Below are 17,722 nucleotides of genomic sequence, written 5' to 3'. Positions count from 1 at the left end.
GCGAGACGGCGATGCCGACGAAGGACAGGATCAGCGTCACCATCAGACCGCCCCAGAGCGGGGTCTCGACCTTCTGGAGCCCGAACACGCCGCCATGCAGCAGGAAGAATGCGACGATCGGCAGGCCGACGAAGAGCAGCAGGGCATTCAGGCCCTTGCGAGGCAGCTTCGGCATCAGGATCGGTACGAGCAGGGCGATGAACAGGATCGCCACCAGCATCGGCCGCCACCGCTCGTCGATCGGATAACGCCCGAACATGAATTGCTGGAAGCGGTCCCCGACAAAGGCCCAGCAGGCGCCGCTCCAGCCATTCGGCTTGATGCCGCCCTGTACCGCGGTGGTGCAGAATGTGCGGTCGGTCCCGAACCACGCCGCCTGGACGAATAGCCAGTTGATCATGCCGGGCAGCGCCCAGACGAGGACGGCGACGGCAAGGATCGTCAGCAGTGCATCCTTCGGCGTCGCCAGAAGATTGGTGCGGATCCAGCCCGAGGCGCTCCTGGTGCTCAGCGGAGCAGGGGTCGGGCCGATCATCTCCTGCCGGACATAGGCAACGTTTTTCGTGTTCATGATCTTACCTCTCCACCAGGGCCATTTTGGCGTTGAACCAGTTCATGAACAGAGAGGTCGTGATACTGATGCTGAGATAGACGACGAGCCAGATCGACACCACTTCGATCGCCTGTCCGGTCTGGTTCATCGTCGTGCCGCCGGTGGCGACCAGTTCCGGGAACCCGACGGCGATGCCGAGCGACGAGTTTTTCGTGAGGTTGAGATATTGGCTGGTGAGCGGCGGAATGATGACCCGCATTGCCTGCGGTACGACGACGAGGCGGGTGGTTGTGCTCGGCTGCAATCCGAGCGCTGCCGCCGCTTCGCTTTGCCCCTTGGCGACAGCCCGGATGCCGGCGCGGATCGTCTCGGCGATGAACGAGGCCGTATAGAAGGACAGAGCCAGGTAAAGAGCCACGAATTCCGGCGCGATCACGGATCCGCCCGACAGGTTGAAGCGGCCGGCGATCGGGAAATCGAACGTCAGCGGAGCGCCGACGGCAAGGAAGGCGAGAACCGGCAGGCCGACGATCAGCCCGATTGCCGCCCAGATCGTATGGAACTGCTGGCCGGTCCGCATCTGCCGTTGTTTTGCCCAGCGCGCCACGATGAAGGTCGCAACGATGGCAATCAGCAATGCAATGGGGATTACCCATGCGGTATCGCCCCAGACGGGTCTCGGGAAGGCCAGCCCGCGGTTGTTGAGCACCATGCCGAGCGGCAGTTTGAGCGAGTCGCGAACCTGCGGCAGGGACGAAAGGACACCCTTGTACCAGAAGAAGATGATCAGCAGCACCGGGATGTTGCGGAAGACTTCCACATAGACGGTGCAGAGCTTCGCGATCAGCCAGTTCTTCGAAAGACGGCCGATACCGATGATGAAGCCGATGGCGGTTGCGGTGATGATGCCGAAGAACGCCACCAGGATCGTATTGAGGAAACCGACGAGGATGGCGCGCCCGTAGGTCGAATCGCTCGAATAGTCGATCAGCGAGGCGCCGATGTCGAAACCGGCGCGGCCTTTCAGGAACTGGTACCCGGAGGCGGTACCGGAACGTGCAAGGTTGGCGACGGTATTGTCGAAAATCGACCAGCCGACGCCGATGACGATAACGAGCGTCAGGACCTGGAAAAAAATACCCCGGATCTTGGGGTCGTAAACATAGGATCTGAGAGTTCGCGCTTCGGAAGGCGCAATTGCAGCGTGATCTGTCATGCTGGCCTTTTCCCCTGTGACCTCATTTTTGAGGCCTTTTTCTTTTTTATGCGTTTTTTGGTCTTAGGCGGGGATAAGGCGGCATTGCCGCCTTATCCCGTCTTGTTCTGGCCGATTAACGAACCGGCGGAGCGTATTGCAGGCCGCCCTTGGTCCAGAGCGCGTTCAGGCCGCGCTGGATCTTGAGGGGAGTGTTCTGGCCGATGTTGCGCTCGAACACTTCGCCGTAATTGCCGACGGCCTTGACGATGTTGTAGGCCCAGTCGTTGGTCAGGCCGAGGTCGGTACCGATCTTGGTATCCTTCTCGACGCCGAGGAAGCGGCGGACGTCCGGGTTGGTGGAGGACTTGCGGATGTCATCGACATTGGCCTTGGTGATGCCGAACTCTTCAGCCTGCACCAGTGCGTAATGCGTCCACGAAACGATATCGAACCACTGGTCGTCGCCCTGGCGAACGGCCGGGCCGAGCGGCTCCTTGGAAATGATTTCCGGCAGAATGATGTGCTCATCCGGGTTCGAAAGCGACAGGCGCAGCGAATAGAGGCCGGACTGGTCGGTCGTGTAAACGTCGCAACGGCCTTCCTGATAGGCCTGGTTCACTTCCGGCAGCTTTTCGTAGACGACCGGCTTGTATTCGAGCTTGTTGGCCTTGAAATAGTCGGCGAGGTTAAGCTCGGTGGTGGTGCCGGACTGAACGCAGACGGCAGCGCCGGAAAGCTCCAGAGCCGACTTCACGTTGAGGCTCTTCGGCACCATGAAGCCCTGGCCGTCGTAATAGTTGACGGTCCGGAAGTTGAAGCCGAGCGCGGTATCGCGGTTGATCGTCCAGGTCGTGTTGCGGAACAGGACGTCGCCTTCGCCCGACTGCAGCGCCGTGAAGCGGGTCTGCGAGGTGGTCGGGGTGTATTTCGTTTTCGTTGCGTCATTAAAAATGGCAGCAGCAACGGCCTTGCAGTAGTCAACGTCGAAACCGGACCAGTTGCCCGATGCATCCGGTGCGGCAAAGCCGGCGAGACCGGTGTTGACGACGCACTGAACGAAACCCTTGGACTTGACGGTATCAAGCGTGGCGGCCGATGCCGCCGATGCGAAGCCAAGGACCGCTGCGCCAATCGCGGCTGACAGAAGCGTCTTTTTCATTTTCCCAACCTTTATCTGTGGTTTTCTGTGACTTGATGGCACCGGGCCGCTCCCCTGTCTTTTCGAATACGGCCGGCCGCCCGCTAACCCTCCCGGTGCAGGCGTTGCTATCTCATTCGCAAAACAACGCAGGGTCAAGTGTCGCCTTTTCGAATTGCGTCTGAAATGAGGTAAATTCGTTAACCCGGCTCAGAAAACGCTCAGTTACTTAAAGTTTGAGCAGTGCATGATCAAAAGAGGTGCGTTTTCCGTGATGTGGCAGGCAACCTGATGTATCTGCTTCAGGCGTCGTTCGCGGGGTTGACCGGGCCTTGCTCCGACGGCAAAACTTTGCGTCTCCATTGCCAACGAAAGCTCTCCCCGACATGAAAAAGACGACCGAGTCCCTGTTCACCGGCGCTGGCCCCAACACGCGTCTCGCCCATATGGGCAACGACCCGTCCGACTACCACGGTTTCGTCAATCCGCCGGTCGTTCACGCTTCGACCGTGTTGTTTCCCGATGCGGCGACGATGGAGAAACGGGCCCAGAAATATACCTACGGAACCCGCAGCACGCCGACGACCGATGCGCTCTGCGCAGCGCTCGACGAATTGGAAGGCTCGGCCGGGACAATCCTCGTTCCCTCGGGACTGGCAGCGATTTCGGTGCCGTTTCTCGCCTATCTTTCGGCCGGCGACCACGCCCTGATCGTCGACTCCGTCTACGCGCCATGCCGTAATTTCTGCAATACGATGCTGAAGCGCCTCGGTGTCGCGGTCGAGTATTACGATCCGGAAATCGGCGCCGGCATCGAAGCGCTGATCAAGCCGAACACCAGGCTGATCCATACCGAAGCGCCGGGCTCCAACACCATGGAGATGCAGGATATCCGAGCGATCGCCGACGTGGCTCACCGGCACGATTGCGTCGTCACTATGGACAATACCTGGGCGACGCCGCTTTATTTCCGGCCGCTGGATTTCGGCGTCGACGTGTCGATCCATGCGACGACGAAATATCCGTCCGGCCATTCGGACATCATCATGGGCTCGGTATCGGCCAACGCCAAACACTGGCCCAAGCTCGAGGAAGCCCGCATCGCGCTCGGGATCTGCGGCGCACCGGATGATTCCTACCAGATCCTGCGCGGCCTGCGCACCATGGGCGTGCGCCTTGAACATCATCAGAAAAGCGCGCTCGATATTGCCACATGGCTGGAGAGCCGCCACGACGTCGCGCGCGTCCTGCACCCGGCCCTGCCGAGCTTTCCCGGCCACGTGATCTGGAAGCGCGATTTCAAGGGCGCCAGCGGCGTCTTCTCCTTCGTGCTGAAGGCCGAGGGCGACACGGCGAAAGCCAAGGCGCACGCTTTCCTGGATGCGTTGTCCTTCTTCGGCCTCGGTTACTCCTGGGGCGGTTACGAGAGCCTCGCCGTGCCGGTCAACCTGTCGGACCGCACCATCCGCAAGGCGCCGCCGGAAGGTCCGGTCATTCGCCTGCAGATCGGCCTCGAAGACGTGGCTGACCTGAAGAAGGACCTGGAAATCGGCTTCGCGGCGGCGGCCGAGATCTGATCACCGCGCCTTGAAGCCGTAGAGCCAGTCGAAATCCGCCGCGAGCGATTGCGGCGGACGCAGCGACAGAACGATGTCTCGGCCGAGCCGGATCGGGCCGCGGGCGTGATAGGCGAAGCGGTTGAACAGGCCGCGGGCGCGAACCTTGGCGATCCGCTCCGTACGTTCGGTCTCGAAATCGGCCAGCCCCTGCGCAAGGGGCAGGGGACCTGCCACACGATTTGCCAATACGAACGCGTCCTCGATCGCCATCGATGCGCCCTGGGCCGCAAACGGCATCATCGCATGCGCCGCATCGCCGATCAGCACCATGTCGCGACCGTTGTGCCAGCGCCCGGCACTCACCTCGTAGAGCGGCCAGAAGATCGGTTTTTCGGCTCTTTCGATCAGCTGAACGATGCGCCGGTCCCAGCGATGGAACTGGCCCAGCAGCATGCGCCGCTGCGCATCGCCGGCCTGCGCATCCCACGTCTTGCCAGGGCTGATGCCGGAGGCGATTGCGACGATATTGAACCCGTCGATCTCTTTGAGCGGGTAGGCAACCGCATGGGTCGAGGGCCCGAGAAAGGCGGTGACCTGGCCCGCGTCGAGCCAGTCGGGTCTGGCGCTGCCGGGAATCGTGAAGCGCCAGGCGACATTGCGCGAAAAGTCCGGCTGTGGGCTGTCCGGTATGCCGGCGCGCAGGTTGGACCAGACGCCGTCGGCGCCGACGATCAGGGGGTAGGTTCTGCCGGTGATCCCGGCCAGCGTCACGTGCGGATCCTTGCGGATGGGCGTATCCAGATGGATGCTGCAGAGCGGGTTCTGTTCGACCGCGGCAAGCAATGCCTGTTGAAGCGTGGCGCGGTGGAGGACGCCGTAGGGGGAACCCCAGCGCTCGCGGGCGAAACGTCCGGCCGGAACATGGGCAAGCGGCCTGAGCGACGTCCCGGAAACGAGAGCGATCCGCTCGGGTTCGGTCCAGACGGCTTCGAGCGCGGGCAGAACGCCGAGTTCGGAGAGGACGCGCGACGCGTTCGGCGATACCTGCAGGCCGGCCCCGACCTCGATCAGGGCGGCCGCCTCCTCGAAAATGTCGCAGGCTATACCGTGGCGGGCGAAGGCGAGCGCGGCCGTCAGCCCGGCCATGCCGGCACCGATGATCGCTACTCTTTCAATGGGCATGTCGGAATGCCGATCAGGCGGCCTTGACGTGGAAGACGCAGCCCGGCGGGTCGGTCTGTTCGACCTTCAGCGACGGATTGTAGCGGTAGAGGGTCGAGCAGTAGGAGCAGACCTTTTCGTTGTCGTCGCCCATGTCGATAAAAATGTGCGGATGGTCGAAGGGAACGGAGGCGCCGGTGCACATGAATTCCTTGACGCCGATCTGGATCAAGCGATGCCCGCCGTCGTTCTGGAAGTGGGGAATGCTGTGCCCGGCCATGATGGTCTCCGATATTTGAATGCGGCGCGTCTGATTTGCGCCGGACATTAGCCGCCCGCTTTGCGATTGTGTAGTGGGAAAACCGCCGCAGGCGCGTCGATTTCGTGTCGGCCACGGGTTCAAACGCCGCGGTTCATCCCTTATGTTCCCGGCGTCAATGAGGACTGCCTTCGATGAATCTCAACGCGCCTGCCTTCTCCAAGTTTTCCCATCAGGGTCTCGATCTTGCCTATTTCGACGAAGGCGATCCGTCCGGCGATCCGGTGCTGCTCATTCACGGTTTCGCATCGAGCGCGCTGGTCAACTGGGTACATCCGGGCTGGCTGAAGACGCTGGGCGACGCGGGCTACCGGGTGATTGCCATGGACAATCGCGGCCATGGTGCAAGCGGCAAGCCGCTCGATCCGGAAGCCTATCGGCCCTGGGTGATGGCAGAGGATTCGATGGCGCTCCTCGATCACCTGAGGATCCCGGAAGCGCATGTCTTCGGATATTCGATGGGCGCCCGTATCTCGGTCTTTTCCGCGCTCGCCCATCCGCATCGGGTACGCTCTCTGGTCCTCGGCGGCCTCGGCATCGGCATGACCGACGGGGTAGGGGACTGGGACCCGATCGCAGACGCCTTGCTCGCCCCTTCGCTCGATGACGTCACCCATGTCCGCGGCCGCATGTTCCGCGCCTTTGCCGACCAGACGAAGAGCGACAGGCAGGCCCTGGCCGCCTGCATCCGCGGTTCGCGGGACCTTGTCAGTCGCGGCGACATGGGGCGTATCGACGCGCCCACCCTGATCGGGGTCGGAACCACGGACGACATCGCCGGTTCCGCGCAGGAGCTGGCCGCCCTGATGCCGCACGCGATTGCCCTCGATATTCCCGGACGCGACCACATGCTCGCAGTCGGCGACCGGGTGTTCAAGAAGGCGGTTCTCGACTTCTACGCGGAACTCTCCGCAAGACCGTAGGTTTCTTCATCCTTACGATCAACGGAATGCGATTTTGCGCCCATTGGTCTCGGCGTAAACTTATTCTATATACTGCCGTAGGAAGCTCTGCCGTACGGCAAACGAGGAGACGGCGATGGCCGCAAGAACTGAAATCCGCCAGGAGCAGGTCGCAACGATGGATCCCATCTGGGATACGTTGCGCCAGGAGGCGCGCGCGGCAACCGAGCAGGACCCGCTGCTCGCCGCATTTTTCTATTCTGCCGTGCTCAACCATCGCTCGCTTGAGGAATGCGTCGTGCACCGCATCTGCGAGCGACTCGCCCATGCGGATATTCCGGACGTCCTTCTGCGCCAGACCTTCATGGAAATGCTGGCCGACTGGCCGGAATGGGGCGCGATCATGCGCGTCGACATCCAGGCCGTCTACGACCGTGATCCGGCCTGCCTGCGTTTCATGGAGCCGGTCCTTTATTTCAAGGGGTTCCACGCGATCCAGGCGCACCGGCTGGCCCATTGGCTGTTCAACCGCGGCCGCCGCGATTTTGCGCTCTATCTGCAGAGCCGCTCCTCCAGCGTCTTCCAGACGGACATCAACCCGGCAGCCCGCATCGGCAAGGGCATCTTCCTCGATCACGCCACGGGCCTCGTGGTCGGAGAGACGGCTGTCATCGGCGACAATGTCTCGATCCTGCATGGGGTGACGCTCGGCGGCACCGGCAAGGAAGGCGCCGATCGCCATCCGAAGATCGCCAACGGCGTCCTCATCGGCGCCGGCGCCAAGATTCTCGGCAATATCGAGGTCGGGTCGTGCTCGCGCGTCGCCGCGGGCTCGGTGGTCCTGAAGGCCGTTCCGCCGAAGTCGACCGTCGCCGGCGTGCCGGCAAAGGTGGTCGGGAGCGCGGGGTGTTCGGAACCATCGCGCCTGATGGACCAGCTTCTCGTTGCCGACGACTGATTCGTCTGCGTTTGTCCGCCGCTTGTCGATGTTTGGGGTTCGCTGAACATCGGCCCCAACGAACATCGCAAATGCGCGGCGGAGGCTACTTCTCGCGGCTTTACTTTTGCCTTTGTCCCATGCCAAAAGCGCCGCAACCGAGAACCGCTGACGGAGAGAAACGTGAAACCGGACGAAATCAAGAAGCTCGATGCCTACTTCAAGCGCGTGATCAATCCGCAGGCGATCGTCAAGGCGCGTCCGCGCAAGAACGACTCGGCCGAAGTTTACCTCGGCGACGAGTTTCTCGGCGTCATCTATATCGATGACGAGGACGGCGACCGCTCCTACAATTTCTCCATGGCCATCTTGGACGTCGATCTTTGATCGATCTCCTCGGCGTCGATCTGTGATCTTCCCGGTCGCGCGATTTCAAGGCGGGCTGACAGGCCCGCTTTTTTGATTCGTGCGGAACGACCGCCGGGAAAGAAGCGGAACGACCGCCGGGAAAGAAAATGGCTGCGGCGTTTTTGCACGGCTGGTTGCGATCAGCTGATATATCTTCGCAAAATCAGAAGCCTGAATCCATCTATGCATCTGCATCAATCCCGCTGCAACCAACGGTGATTTTGCGCCGCACAAATCAGCCTTGACTTTTATCGGTACGCCGCTTTCTATCAGCACATCCGAATAGAACAAAGGGACCGGCGATGTTCAATTTCGATGAGGCCAGCAAGAAGAGCAAGGAAGCGATGGACGGAATGCTGAAGAGCTATTCCGAGATTGCCAAGGGTTATCAGGCGATCGCCACCGAAGCGACCGACTATTCCAAGAAGTCTTTCCAGGACATGACGGGTTTCATGGAAGCGCTCGCTTCCACCCGCAGCGTCGAAGCGGCGTTCGAACTCCAGACCAATTACGTGAAGTCGGCATACGAGAGCTTCATTGCCGAGTCGACCAAGATTACCGACATGTATGCCGATCTCGCCAAGACGGCCTACAAGCCCTACGAAGTGCCGGTCGCAAAGCCGACCGCCGTGGTGACCGCAAACGCCGCGTAGCGCGCATAGCGGCCCCCAAAAGCGACGCCTTCACCATAGAAGGCCGGCGGCGTTCAACGCTGCCGGCCTTTTTGATTCATGCCAATGCGGAAATTCCCGATTTTCGGCATGTTCCATGATCTCTTTAGCGGAATAGTGATTGCGTGGCCGCAAAGGGGGCTTAAAATCCGCGTTCAATGAACTAAGTTAGGAAGACTAAAGTCCGGCCGTTCGGCCATTCGGACGAACCCGCCGGATGACTGGGGAATGAATGAAGATGATCGCACTGCCGATCTTGATGCAAGCTGAAAAGGGTGGCGACGGAGACAACGCAAATCGCGGTACCTCGGTCATCACGCGCACGAAGCCGAAAACAAAGAAGCCCAATCTCTACCGCGTACTGCTGCTGAATGATGATTATACGCCGATGGAGTTCGTCATTCACATTCTGGAACGTTTTTTTCAGAAGGACAGGGAGGCAGCGACGCGTATCATGCTCCACGTCCACAATCACGGCGTGGGGGAATGCGGAATATTTACATATGAAGTAGCGGAAACCAAAGTGTCCCAGGTCATGGACTTCGCCCGGCAACACCAGCATCCGCTGCAATGTGTCATGGAAAAGAAGTGAGGAACCCGACGTGCCAACATTTTCGCCTAGTCTAGAAAAGGCGCTGCATCAGGCACTGACCTTTGCCAACGAGCGGCATCACGAATATGCCACGCTCGAGCACCTGCTTTTGGCGTTGATCGACGATGCCGACGCAGCCGCGGTCATGGGCGCTTGTAACGTCAATTTGGAAACACTGCGCAAGACCGTCACCGACTATGTCGATAATGAACTTGCCAACCTGATCACCGGTTATGACGAGGATTCCAAGCCGACCTCCGGCTTCCAGCGTGTCATCCAGCGCGCCGTCATCCACGTCCAGTCTTCGGGCCGCGAGGAAGTGACCGGCGCCAACGTTCTCGTCGCGATCTTCGCGGAACGGGAAAGCCATGCGGCCTTCTTCCTGCAGGAGCAGGAAATGACCCGCTACGACGCGGTCAACTACATTTCTCACGGCATCGGCAAGCGCGCGGGCACGTCCCAGACCCGCACGCCGCGCGGCGCAGAAGACAGCGAACCGGAAGCCAAGCCCTCCGCCCGCGACCAGGAGGAAGGTTCCGCCAAGAAGCCGCAGGATGCCCTCAAGGCCTATTGCGTCAACCTGAACGAAAAGGCCCGCGACGGCCGGATCGACCCGCTGATCGGCCGCCATGCCGAAGTCAACCGGACGATCCAGGTCCTGTGCCGCCGCTCCAAGAACAACCCGCTCTACGTGGGTGATCCGGGCGTCGGCAAGACGGCGATCGCCGAAGGCCTCGCCAAGCGGATCATCGAAGGCAAGGTGCCGGAAGCGCTCGCCGATGCCACGATCTTCTCGCTCGACATGGGCACGCTGCTCGCCGGCACCCGTTATCGCGGCGATTTCGAGGAACGCCTGAAGCAGGTCGTCAAGGAACTCGAAGAGTATCCGGGTGCGGTCCTGTTCATCGACGAGATCCACACGGTCATCGGTGCAGGCGCCACCTCCGGCGGCGCGATGGATGCCTCGAACCTGTTGAAGCCGGCTCTGTCTTCGGGCGCGATCCGCTGTATCGGTTCGACCACCTACAAGGAATACCGCCAGTTCTTCGAAAAGGACCGGGCTCTGGTTCGCCGCTTCCAGAAGATCGACGTCAACGAACCGTCGATCGAGGATGCGATCGAGATCATGAAGGGCCTGAAGCCTTATTTCGAAGACTATCACAAGCTGCGTTACACCAACGAGGCGATCAAGTCGGCCGTCGAACTGTCGGCCCGCTACATCTCCGACCGCAAGCTTCCGGACAAGGCGATCGACGTGATCGACGAGACCGGTGCGGCCCAGATGCTGCTTCCGGCCTCCAAGCGCCGCAAGCTGATCACCGAGAAGGAGATCGAAGCGACGATCGCCACCATGGCGCGGATTCCGGCAAAGACCGTCTCCAAGGATGACGAGATGGTTCTCGCCAACCTCGAGAAGGAACTGCGTTCGGTGGTCTACGGCCAGGATACGGCGATCGAAGCCCTGTCTACGGCGATCAAGCTCGCTCGTGCCGGCCTTCGCGAACCGAACAAGCCGATCGGCTCCTACGTCTTCTCCGGCCCGACCGGCGTCGGCAAGACGGAAGTCGCCAAGCAGCTCGCTGCTTCCCTCGGCGTCGAGATGCTGCGCTTCGACATGTCGGAATATATGGAACGCCACACGGTCTCGCGGCTGCTCGGCGCACCTCCCGGTTATGTCGGCTTCGACCAGGGCGGTCTTCTGACCGACGGCGTCGACCAGCATCCCCACTGCGTGGTCCTGCTCGACGAAATCGAGAAGGCGCATCCGGATATCTACAATATCCTGCTGCAGGTCATGGACCACGGTTCGCTGACCGACCACAACGGCAAGAAGATCGACTTCCGTAACGTCATCCTGATCATGACGACCAATGCGGGCGCATCGGAAATGGCCAAGGCCGCCATCGGCTTCGGTTCGTCCAAGCGCACCGGCGAGGATGAAGAGGCGATCAACCGCCTGTTCACCCCGGAATTCCGCAACCGTCTCGATGCGATCATCCCGTTCGCACCGCTGCCGACGGACGTCATCCATCAGGTCGTCCAGAAGTTCGTCATGCAGCTCGAGACGCAGCTCTCGGAACGCAACGTTACCTTCGACCTCCACCAGGACGCGATCGCCTGGCTGGCGGAAAAGGGTTACGACGAGAAGATGGGCGCCCGCCCGCTCTCTCGCGTCATCCAGGAATACATCAAGAAGCCGCTCGCCAACGAGATCCTGTTCGGCAAGCTCCGTAAGGGCGGCGTGGTTCGCGTTACCGTCGGCAAGGGCGAGGATGGCAAGGACAAGCTCATCCTCGACTCGATTTCCGAAGCGACGCCCGTGAAGCCGAAGCCGGAGGCCGAGGTGGAAGAAGCCGCCGAGGAAGCCGAGGCCAAGGTCACTAAGCCCAAGGCGCCGAAGAAGTCGGCGCCGAAGGACAAGGACGGCGGCTCGGCCCGGGCTCGCGCCATGGTCGATGTGGACGTGATCGCTTCGGAAGATGCGCCCAAGACGCCGCCGCGCAAGAGCAGCACGGTGCCGCGCGTGCCGAAGAGCAAATAACAGTTCCGCACGGAACTCCTGCGATGCCGGGCTTGTCCCGGCATCGTCGTTTTTGTAAGCCCGGCAGCATTGTCACGAACACGGGCATTGCTCAGTCAGGAACCGCCGGATGTCGACCGAAATCAGCAAGCTTCTCAGCCATGTGCTTCGCCACGCACCTGAACGCCTGGGCATCGTTCTGGACACAAATGGTTGGACATCCGTCGATATCCTAATCGCCAAAGCCCGCGAACAGGGTTTTGCAATCGACCGCCCGATCCTGGAGGCAGTCGTCGCCAGCAGTGACAAGAAGCGCTTCACGCTTTCCGAAGATGGCCAGCTGATCCGGGCGGCCCAGGGACATTCCGTCGCCGTCGATCTCGGTCTGGAGCTCAGTGAGCCACCGGAAGTCCTGTTTCACGGCACGGCGAGGGACAATCTTGAGCCGATCATGGTTGAAGGTCTTAAACCCGGCAAACGCCAGCATGTGCATCTGTCGCTCGACGAGGAAACCGCCGTCAAGGTCGGTAGCCGGCATGGCAAACCCGTCGTGCTCAAGGTGGATGCCGGCAGGATGTATCGCGATGGTCGTGCTTTCTTCCGGGCCGACAATGGCGTCTGGCTGACGGATCATGTTCCGCCGGCCTATCTTCAGGCCTGAGCGGAAGACGAACGCCGAATGATGGATGCAATGCCTGAACATGACGACCGCAATGCCCTATCCTGGTTCTTTACCGGCATGCGGGGCCTGCTTTCGCTTCCGGCCCTCATTCTCTTGACCTCGATCGTCGGTTTCAGCGCCTTCGCGCTCGAATCGGGGCTGACGCGCGCCGAGGCGGTCTTCATGTCGCTGGGGATTTGGGCGCTTCCGGCGCAGGTCATTCTGGTCGGCAGCATGGCGAGCGGCGCCAACATCGCGGCCTGTTTCCTCGCAGTCACGCTCTCCTCGATCCGCATGATGCCGATGGTCGCCTCGGTCATCCCGGAAATGCGCACGAGGCGCACGCCGATCTGGCTGCTGCTGATCCTGTCGCATTTCATCGCCATCACCTCCTGGGTGTTCGCGATCACCACGCTGCGCAACGTTCCCCGCGAATATCGGGCGACCTATTTCGCCGGCTTCGGCGTGACCTTGACCCTGACTGGAACCCTTGTCGTCGGGGTCTTCTACGACATCGTTTCGGGGTTTCCGCCGGTCGTCGCGGGCATACTCTTCTTCCTGACGCCGGTCTATTTCAACGCTTCCATCTGGGCGAGCGCGCACCAGCCGGTGGTCAAGATCGCCTTCGTCATGGGGATGATCCTCGGACCGACGCTGGCGCTGGTGACCCCGCAATTCGACGTGCTTTGCGCCGGCGTCGGCGGCGGAACGGTGGCCTATCTGATCGATCGGGCGCGTCGGAAGAGAAAGCACGCCGGGCAGGAGGCCAGGTGATGATTGCCGAATACTGGACCTTCATCGTCATCGCGGTCGCCGGTTTCCTGGCGACCGATATCTGGCGCTGGCTCGGGGTTTTCACCGGCAACCGGCTGAACGAGGATTCCGAGGCGCTGTATTGGGTGAGGGCAGTGGCGACCTCGCTCGTCATGGCCGTTACCGCCAAGCTGATCGTTTTCCCGAACGGCACGCTCGCCGGCACACCGCTCTGGCTGAGGGTCGGAGCCGCCGGCATCGGGTTTGCCGTGTTCCTGGCGACCGGCCGCAAGGTCGGCATCGGTGTGGCTGTGCCCATGGCGCTTTTGGTCGCCGGCCTCTGGTGGGTCGGCTTCTGAGGTCTTAGTTGCCCAGTTCGCCGATGACCTTCTCGGCGTTTGCTGCCAGCACCTCGTTGCTTTCCATCTGGCCCGAATGAGGCTTTAGAGCCTGTCCCTCGTAGCGCGGGATGACGTGGAAATGCAGGTGGAAGACGGTCTGGCCGGAAGCCGGTTCGTTGAATTGGATCACGGTGATGCCGTCCGCCTCGAAAGCGTCCTTGGCGGCCTTGGCGAGCTTCTGGACCACCGGGATGACCTTCGAAAGCACGGCAGGATCGGCATCGAGGATGTTGCGCGATGGGGTTTTCGGGATCACCAGAAGGTGACCGGGCGATTGCGGCATGACATCCATGAAGGCAAGGGTGTCGTCATCCTCGTAGACCCGGTGGCACGGGATCTCGCCGCGCAGGATTTTGCCGAAGATGTTGTTGCTGTCGTAAGCCTGTCCGCTCATCGTGATGTCCTCTCCTTGTCGTCCGGTAGTCTTCTAAAGACCTAGTCCTGTTCCTGCTGGCGCTCACCCTTGCGGAACGGGCTGTGCTCGGCGAGATATTCCGTCATCTGCTCCACGTCTTCGCGCTCGTGTTCCAGATAGTCGGCGATCGCGCGCCTCAGCCCCGCATGGGCGATATAGTGCATCGAGTGGGTGGTGACAGGCAGGTAACCGCGCGCCAGCTTGTGTTCCCCTTGCGCGCCGGCCTCGACGCGCTTCAAGCCCTTGGCGAGCGCGAAATCGATCGCCTGGTGATAGCAGACCTCGAAATGCAGGAAGGGGTGATCCTCGATACAGCCCCAGTGCCGGCCGTAGAGCGCATCCCCGCCGATGAAGTTGATCGCGCCGGCGACGTATTTTCCCTCGCGTTTGGCCATCACTAGCAGGATGTCTTCCGGCATGCGCTCGCCAATCAGCGAATAGAATTTACGCGTCAGGTAAGGCCGGCCCCATTTGCGGCCGCCGGTGTCCATGTAGAAGGTGAAGAACTGGTCCCAGATCTCTTCGGTCAGGTCCTTGCCGGTCAGCCATTCGATGCTGATGCCGTTTTCCAAGGCCGCGCGGCGTTCCTTCTTCAGCGCCTTGCGTTTGCGGGACGCCAGCGTTTCCAAGAACGCGTCGTGGTTCTCGTAACCCTCGTTGATGAAATGGAACTGCTTGTCGGTCCGGTGCAGGTAGTCGGCCTCCTCGAAGGCGGCGACCTGGTCTTCGGCAACGAAGGTCACATGCGCCGACGAGATGCCGAGCTGGCGTGTCACCTCCTGGAGACCGGCCGCAAGCGTCAACTCGGTCGATCCCCTGTCGTAACCTTCGCAGACCAGCAGCCGCGGTCCGCTCGCCGGCGTGAATGGGACGGTGCATTGCAATTTCGGATAATAACGCCCGCCGGCTCGCTCGAATGCGTCGGCCCAGCCGTGGTCGAAGACATATTCGCCCTGGCTGTGGCTCTTCAGGTAACCGGGGACTGCGCCGATCAGCGTGCCCTTGTCGTCCTCGAGAAGCAGATGATGGCCGAGCCAGCCGGTCTTTGCCGTGGCCGAGCCCGATTCCTCCAGCGACGAAAGGAAGGCGTGCGACAGGAACGGATTGTAGGGCACGTCCAGGGACGAGGACTTGGAAGTGCCCGAAAGGCGCGACCAGCTTGTCTCGCTGATCGCGCAGAAGGACTTTTCGATGCGGATGGTAAGATTACCGGTCATACGCTGCTTTACAGGGAGGGGGAGGTTGCCTCCCGCGGATCAAAACCTTCGAAGGTCATCTGGTCCGCATATTTATAAGTATGTTCGCGGCCGTTTGCATCCCTCACGGTCCAGGTAATGACCGGAATTCCGGTCGCTCTCTGTGCCGTGATGAACGTGTTCGGCAGGTGGGGGTAGTGATAGGAAATGAAGTCGAGGCCAAGTTGCATCGCCTCGTCGTGCTCGAAGAATTCCTCGGGCTTGTCGCCCATGGCGGTCAGGCCAAGCGGGTAGGGCGAGCCGGCATTCTTGAGGTCGCGCAGGATGTGATAGTCGAAGCTCATCAGCGCCACCTTGCCCTGATAACCTTCGAGAACTTCGAGCACCGCCTCGGCGAACCCATCGTCCTCGCCGTTGCCTTCGCGCCCCTTGATCTCGATGACCAGAGGCACCTTGCCGGCGACGAGCGCAAGCATCTGCTTCAGGGTCGGCACCTTGTCCTTCGTAGCCCCGACCGAAAGCATGCCGAGCTCGGCGGAGGTCTTTTCGCGGATGTCGCCCTTGATGCCGCAGAGCCGCTCGAGGTCGTGATCGTGAAAGATCACCGGAACGCTGTCGGAGGCAAGCTGCACGTCGCATTCGATCGCAAAGCCGGCTTCCACCGCGCGCGAAAAGGCAGACAGGGTATTTTCCCAGACCTGATGGTTCATGTCGTGAAAGCCGCGATGGGCGACCGGGAGGTCCTTGATCCAGGATGCTGAGGTCATGCTTCGATCTCGATGATGGCGTCTATTTCGACGGAGGCGTTGAGTGGCAAGCAGGCCATGCCGACGGCGGCGCGGGCATGTTTGCCGGCGTCGCCCAGCACGTTGGCGATCAGGTTGGAGGCGCCGTTGATGACCAGGTGCTGCTCCACGAAGTCAGGTGTCGAAGCGACGAAGCCGTTGAGCTTCAAGACGCGGCGGATCCTGCCGAGATCGCCACCGAGTGCCGCCTTCGCCTGGGCGAGGATGTTGATCGCGCAGAGCTCCGCTGCCCGGTGCGCGGCCTGCAAATCCACATCGCGGCCGACGAGGCCGGTGACGGCCACTTTGCCGCCTTCGATCGGCAACTGGCCCGAAAGATAAAGGGTATTGCCGCTGATCGTATATGGCACGTAATTGGCGGCGGGTGCTGCCGCGACGGGGAGCACGATCCCCAGTTCCTGCAGGCGGCCCTCGATGGCTGCGGTCATTTTCGACTCCCGTTTTGTTGTAAATTCCTCAAAAATCCTGCATCAAGGCCTTAGCTTGGTCAGATGGCGTTCTTATAACATCACCAACTGAGTCCAACAGGAGAATGTGAATGTTGCGAATGAGCCTCGGGGTGATCCTTGCCGGCGGTCTGAGCCTTGCGGCTGCCACCTCCGCGGACGCGAATACCGACGCTGCTGCCCGGCTGCTCGTCCCGCATCGCGCCATTTATGACCTGAAGCTCAAGAATGCCTCCGAACGTTCCGGCATCGAAGGCATGTTCGGCCGCATGGTCTATGAGTTCACCGGCTCGGCCTGCACCGGTTTTTCCACAAATTTCCGGCTGGTGACCAAGATCAATACGGGCGAGGAGACGCGCCTTAGCGATCAGCAGACCACGACCTTCGAGGACATGGCCGCAAACCAGTTCCACTTCGAGACCAAGTCCTTCACCGACGAGCAGCTCGACAAGCAGCTGAGCGGCGACGCGTCGATCGTCGACAAGGGCATCAAGGTGGAAATCACCCAGCCCGACGGCCGCGAGATCGAATTGCCGTCGAGCGATTTTCCGACCAGCCACATGCTCGATGTCATCGCGAACGCCAAGCAGGGCAAGAGTTTCTTCGAGGCGCGGGTCTTCGACGGCTCGGAAAACGGTGACCAGGCGCTGCTGACCACGACGGTGATCGGCAAGTCGCAGACGGCGCAGAAGGATGATGTCGATGCCGACAAGGCCGGCGAGTTTGCAAAGTCTTCCTTCTGGCCGGTGACGATCGCCTATTTCAACGAGAATGCGGTCGGCGACCCGACCCCGGTCTACAACATGTCGTTCAAACTCTACGAAAACGGCATCACCCGCGATCTCACCATGGACTACGGCGACTTCGTGCTGTCCGGCAGCCTTGCCAAGCTGGAGCTCCTGAAGCCGCAGCAGGATCCGTGCCCGGCGCCGGCAAAATAGCGCACCCGCTGCTCACTGCCGGTCACTCGCCGGCACGCCGAGGTAATTTCGGCAAAGCTCTTGCTTTTGCGGCAAATCGAATGTATGGCCAGCCGCATTCCACACGTAAGGCATGGGATTGTCCGGGAGAAATCCGGACTGTTC

General features: G+C 61.1%; 20 protein-coding genes and 1 pseudogene. 11 read left to right on the top strand and 10 right to left on the bottom strand.

The genetic code is table 11. From position 1 onward, the window contains the following. From GQ59_RS27240 to GQ59_RS27230, 3 genes and pseudogenes are all read right to left on the bottom strand, one after another. A pseudogene (locus GQ59_RS27240) lies at nt 1-535 on the bottom strand (amino acid ABC transporter permease); the annotation flags it as partial. A gap of 40 nt (nt 536-575) precedes the next feature. Continuing rightward, complete coding sequence (locus GQ59_RS27235) at nt 576-1,769, bottom strand: amino acid ABC transporter permease (RefSeq protein ID WP_037087348.1); 1,194 nt, start codon at nt 1,767-1,769, stop codon at nt 576-578. Between the two features lie 115 nt (nt 1,770-1,884). Continuing rightward, nucleotides 1,885-2,910: an amino acid ABC transporter substrate-binding protein gene (locus tag GQ59_RS27230; protein WP_037087347.1), complete on the bottom strand. Its 1,026-nt coding sequence runs from the start codon at nt 2,908-2,910 to the stop codon at nt 1,885-1,887. Nucleotides 2,911-3,275: 365 nt separating this feature from the next. Between GQ59_RS27230 and GQ59_RS27225 the strand changes: the two genes are divergently transcribed. Next, nucleotides 3,276-4,466, top strand: a complete 1,191-nt coding sequence (locus tag GQ59_RS27225; protein WP_037087345.1) for a cystathionine beta-lyase — start codon at nt 3,276-3,278, stop codon at nt 4,464-4,466. Here GQ59_RS27225 and GQ59_RS27220 read toward each other — a convergent pair whose 3' ends face one another. Continuing rightward, a complete protein-coding gene (locus GQ59_RS27220; RefSeq protein ID WP_037087342.1) occupies nt 4,467-5,630 on the bottom strand; it encodes an FAD-dependent monooxygenase in 1,164 nt (387 codons plus the stop codon). A gap of 13 nt (nt 5,631-5,643) precedes the next feature. Continuing rightward, nucleotides 5,644-5,889 carry a zinc-finger domain-containing protein gene (locus tag GQ59_RS27215; RefSeq protein WP_037087340.1) on the bottom strand — a complete coding sequence of 82 codons (246 nt, stop codon included), beginning with the start codon at nt 5,887-5,889 and terminating at the stop codon, nt 5,644-5,646. A 173-nt stretch (nt 5,890-6,062) separates the two neighbouring features. Between GQ59_RS27215 and GQ59_RS27210 the strand changes: the two genes are divergently transcribed. The 3 genes from GQ59_RS27210 (at nt 6,063) to GQ59_RS27200 (ending at nt 8,154) form a co-directional block, all read left to right on the top strand. Continuing rightward, the gene (locus tag GQ59_RS27210; protein ID WP_037087336.1) at nt 6,063-6,851 is read left to right on the top strand and encodes an alpha/beta fold hydrolase; all 789 of its coding nucleotides are present in this window, start codon (nt 6,063-6,065) and stop codon (nt 6,849-6,851) included. A gap of 115 nt (nt 6,852-6,966) precedes the next feature. Then, complete coding sequence (gene cysE, locus GQ59_RS27205) at nt 6,967-7,788, top strand: serine O-acetyltransferase (RefSeq protein ID WP_037087334.1); 822 nt, start codon at nt 6,967-6,969, stop codon at nt 7,786-7,788. Between the two features lie 162 nt (nt 7,789-7,950). Continuing rightward, nucleotides 7,951-8,154: a DUF3126 family protein gene (locus tag GQ59_RS27200; protein ID WP_037087332.1), complete on the top strand. Its 204-nt coding sequence runs from the start codon at nt 7,951-7,953 to the stop codon at nt 8,152-8,154. Between the two features lie 45 nt (nt 8,155-8,199). On the opposite strand, the gene GQ59_RS32150 is transcribed toward GQ59_RS27200, so the two are convergent. After that, complete coding sequence (locus tag GQ59_RS32150) at nt 8,200-8,466, bottom strand: hypothetical protein (RefSeq protein ID WP_152564476.1); 267 nt, start codon at nt 8,464-8,466, stop codon at nt 8,200-8,202. Between the two features lie 11 nt (nt 8,467-8,477). On the opposite strand from GQ59_RS32150, the gene GQ59_RS27195 reads away from it, so the two are divergent. The 6 genes from GQ59_RS27195 (at nt 8,478) to GQ59_RS27170 (ending at nt 13,732) form a co-directional block, all read left to right on the top strand. Continuing rightward, the gene (locus GQ59_RS27195) at nt 8,478-8,828 is read left to right on the top strand and encodes a phasin family protein (protein ID WP_037087330.1); all 351 of its coding nucleotides are present in this window, start codon (nt 8,478-8,480) and stop codon (nt 8,826-8,828) included. A 256-nt stretch (nt 8,829-9,084) separates the two neighbouring features. Beyond that, entirely contained in the window at nt 9,085-9,438 is a 354-nt protein-coding gene (clpS, locus tag GQ59_RS27190) for an ATP-dependent Clp protease adapter ClpS (protein ID WP_007758328.1), read from the top strand. A 10-nt stretch (nt 9,439-9,448) separates the two neighbouring features. Continuing rightward, a complete protein-coding gene (clpA, locus tag GQ59_RS27185) occupies nt 9,449-11,980 on the top strand; it encodes an ATP-dependent Clp protease ATP-binding subunit ClpA (protein ID WP_037087328.1) in 2,532 nt (843 codons plus the stop codon). Nucleotides 11,981-12,089: 109 nt separating this feature from the next. Next, nucleotides 12,090-12,620, top strand: a complete 531-nt coding sequence (locus GQ59_RS27180; RefSeq protein WP_037087325.1) for an RNA 2'-phosphotransferase — start codon at nt 12,090-12,092, stop codon at nt 12,618-12,620. Nucleotides 12,621-12,650: 30 nt separating this feature from the next. Beyond that, a complete protein-coding gene (locus GQ59_RS27175; protein ID WP_037087359.1) occupies nt 12,651-13,394 on the top strand; it encodes an AzlC family ABC transporter permease in 744 nt (247 codons plus the stop codon). Continuing rightward, nucleotides 13,394-13,732, top strand: coding sequence for an AzlD domain-containing protein (locus GQ59_RS27170; protein ID WP_037087322.1), 339 nt, complete (start codon nt 13,394-13,396; stop codon nt 13,730-13,732). The genes GQ59_RS27175 and GQ59_RS27170 overlap by 1 nt, the downstream gene beginning before the upstream one ends. A gap of 4 nt (nt 13,733-13,736) precedes the next feature. Here GQ59_RS27170 and GQ59_RS27165 read toward each other — a convergent pair whose 3' ends face one another. The 4 genes from GQ59_RS27165 to GQ59_RS27150 are packed head-to-tail and all read right to left on the bottom strand — an operon-like array spanning nt 13,737 to nt 16,619. Next, nucleotides 13,737-14,168 carry an HIT family protein gene (locus GQ59_RS27165; RefSeq protein WP_037087319.1) on the bottom strand — a complete coding sequence of 144 codons (432 nt, stop codon included), beginning with the start codon at nt 14,166-14,168 and terminating at the stop codon, nt 13,737-13,739. 41 nt (nt 14,169-14,209) lie between these two features. Beyond that, nucleotides 14,210-15,406, bottom strand: coding sequence for a GNAT family N-acetyltransferase (locus GQ59_RS27160; protein WP_037087317.1), 1,197 nt, complete (start codon nt 15,404-15,406; stop codon nt 14,210-14,212). Nucleotides 15,407-15,414: 8 nt separating this feature from the next. Then, entirely contained in the window at nt 15,415-16,152 is a 738-nt protein-coding gene (locus GQ59_RS27155) for a glycerophosphodiester phosphodiesterase (RefSeq protein WP_037087315.1), read from the bottom strand. Continuing rightward, nucleotides 16,149-16,619 carry a RidA family protein gene (locus GQ59_RS27150; protein WP_037087313.1) on the bottom strand — a complete coding sequence of 157 codons (471 nt, stop codon included), beginning with the start codon at nt 16,617-16,619 and terminating at the stop codon, nt 16,149-16,151. The genes GQ59_RS27155 and GQ59_RS27150 overlap by 4 nt, the downstream gene beginning before the upstream one ends. A gap of 110 nt (nt 16,620-16,729) precedes the next feature. Between GQ59_RS27150 and GQ59_RS27145 the strand changes: the two genes are divergently transcribed. Beyond that, nucleotides 16,730-17,578 carry a cell envelope integrity EipB family protein gene (locus GQ59_RS27145; RefSeq protein WP_037087311.1) on the top strand — a complete coding sequence of 283 codons (849 nt, stop codon included), beginning with the start codon at nt 16,730-16,732 and terminating at the stop codon, nt 17,576-17,578. Nucleotides 17,579-17,722: the final 144 nt, after the last annotated feature.

The organism is Neorhizobium vignae (assembly GCF_000732195.1).
GTDB lineage: Bacteria > Pseudomonadota > Alphaproteobacteria > Rhizobiales > Rhizobiaceae > Neorhizobium > Neorhizobium vignae.
This window is presented reverse-complemented; position numbering and strand designations above follow the sequence as displayed.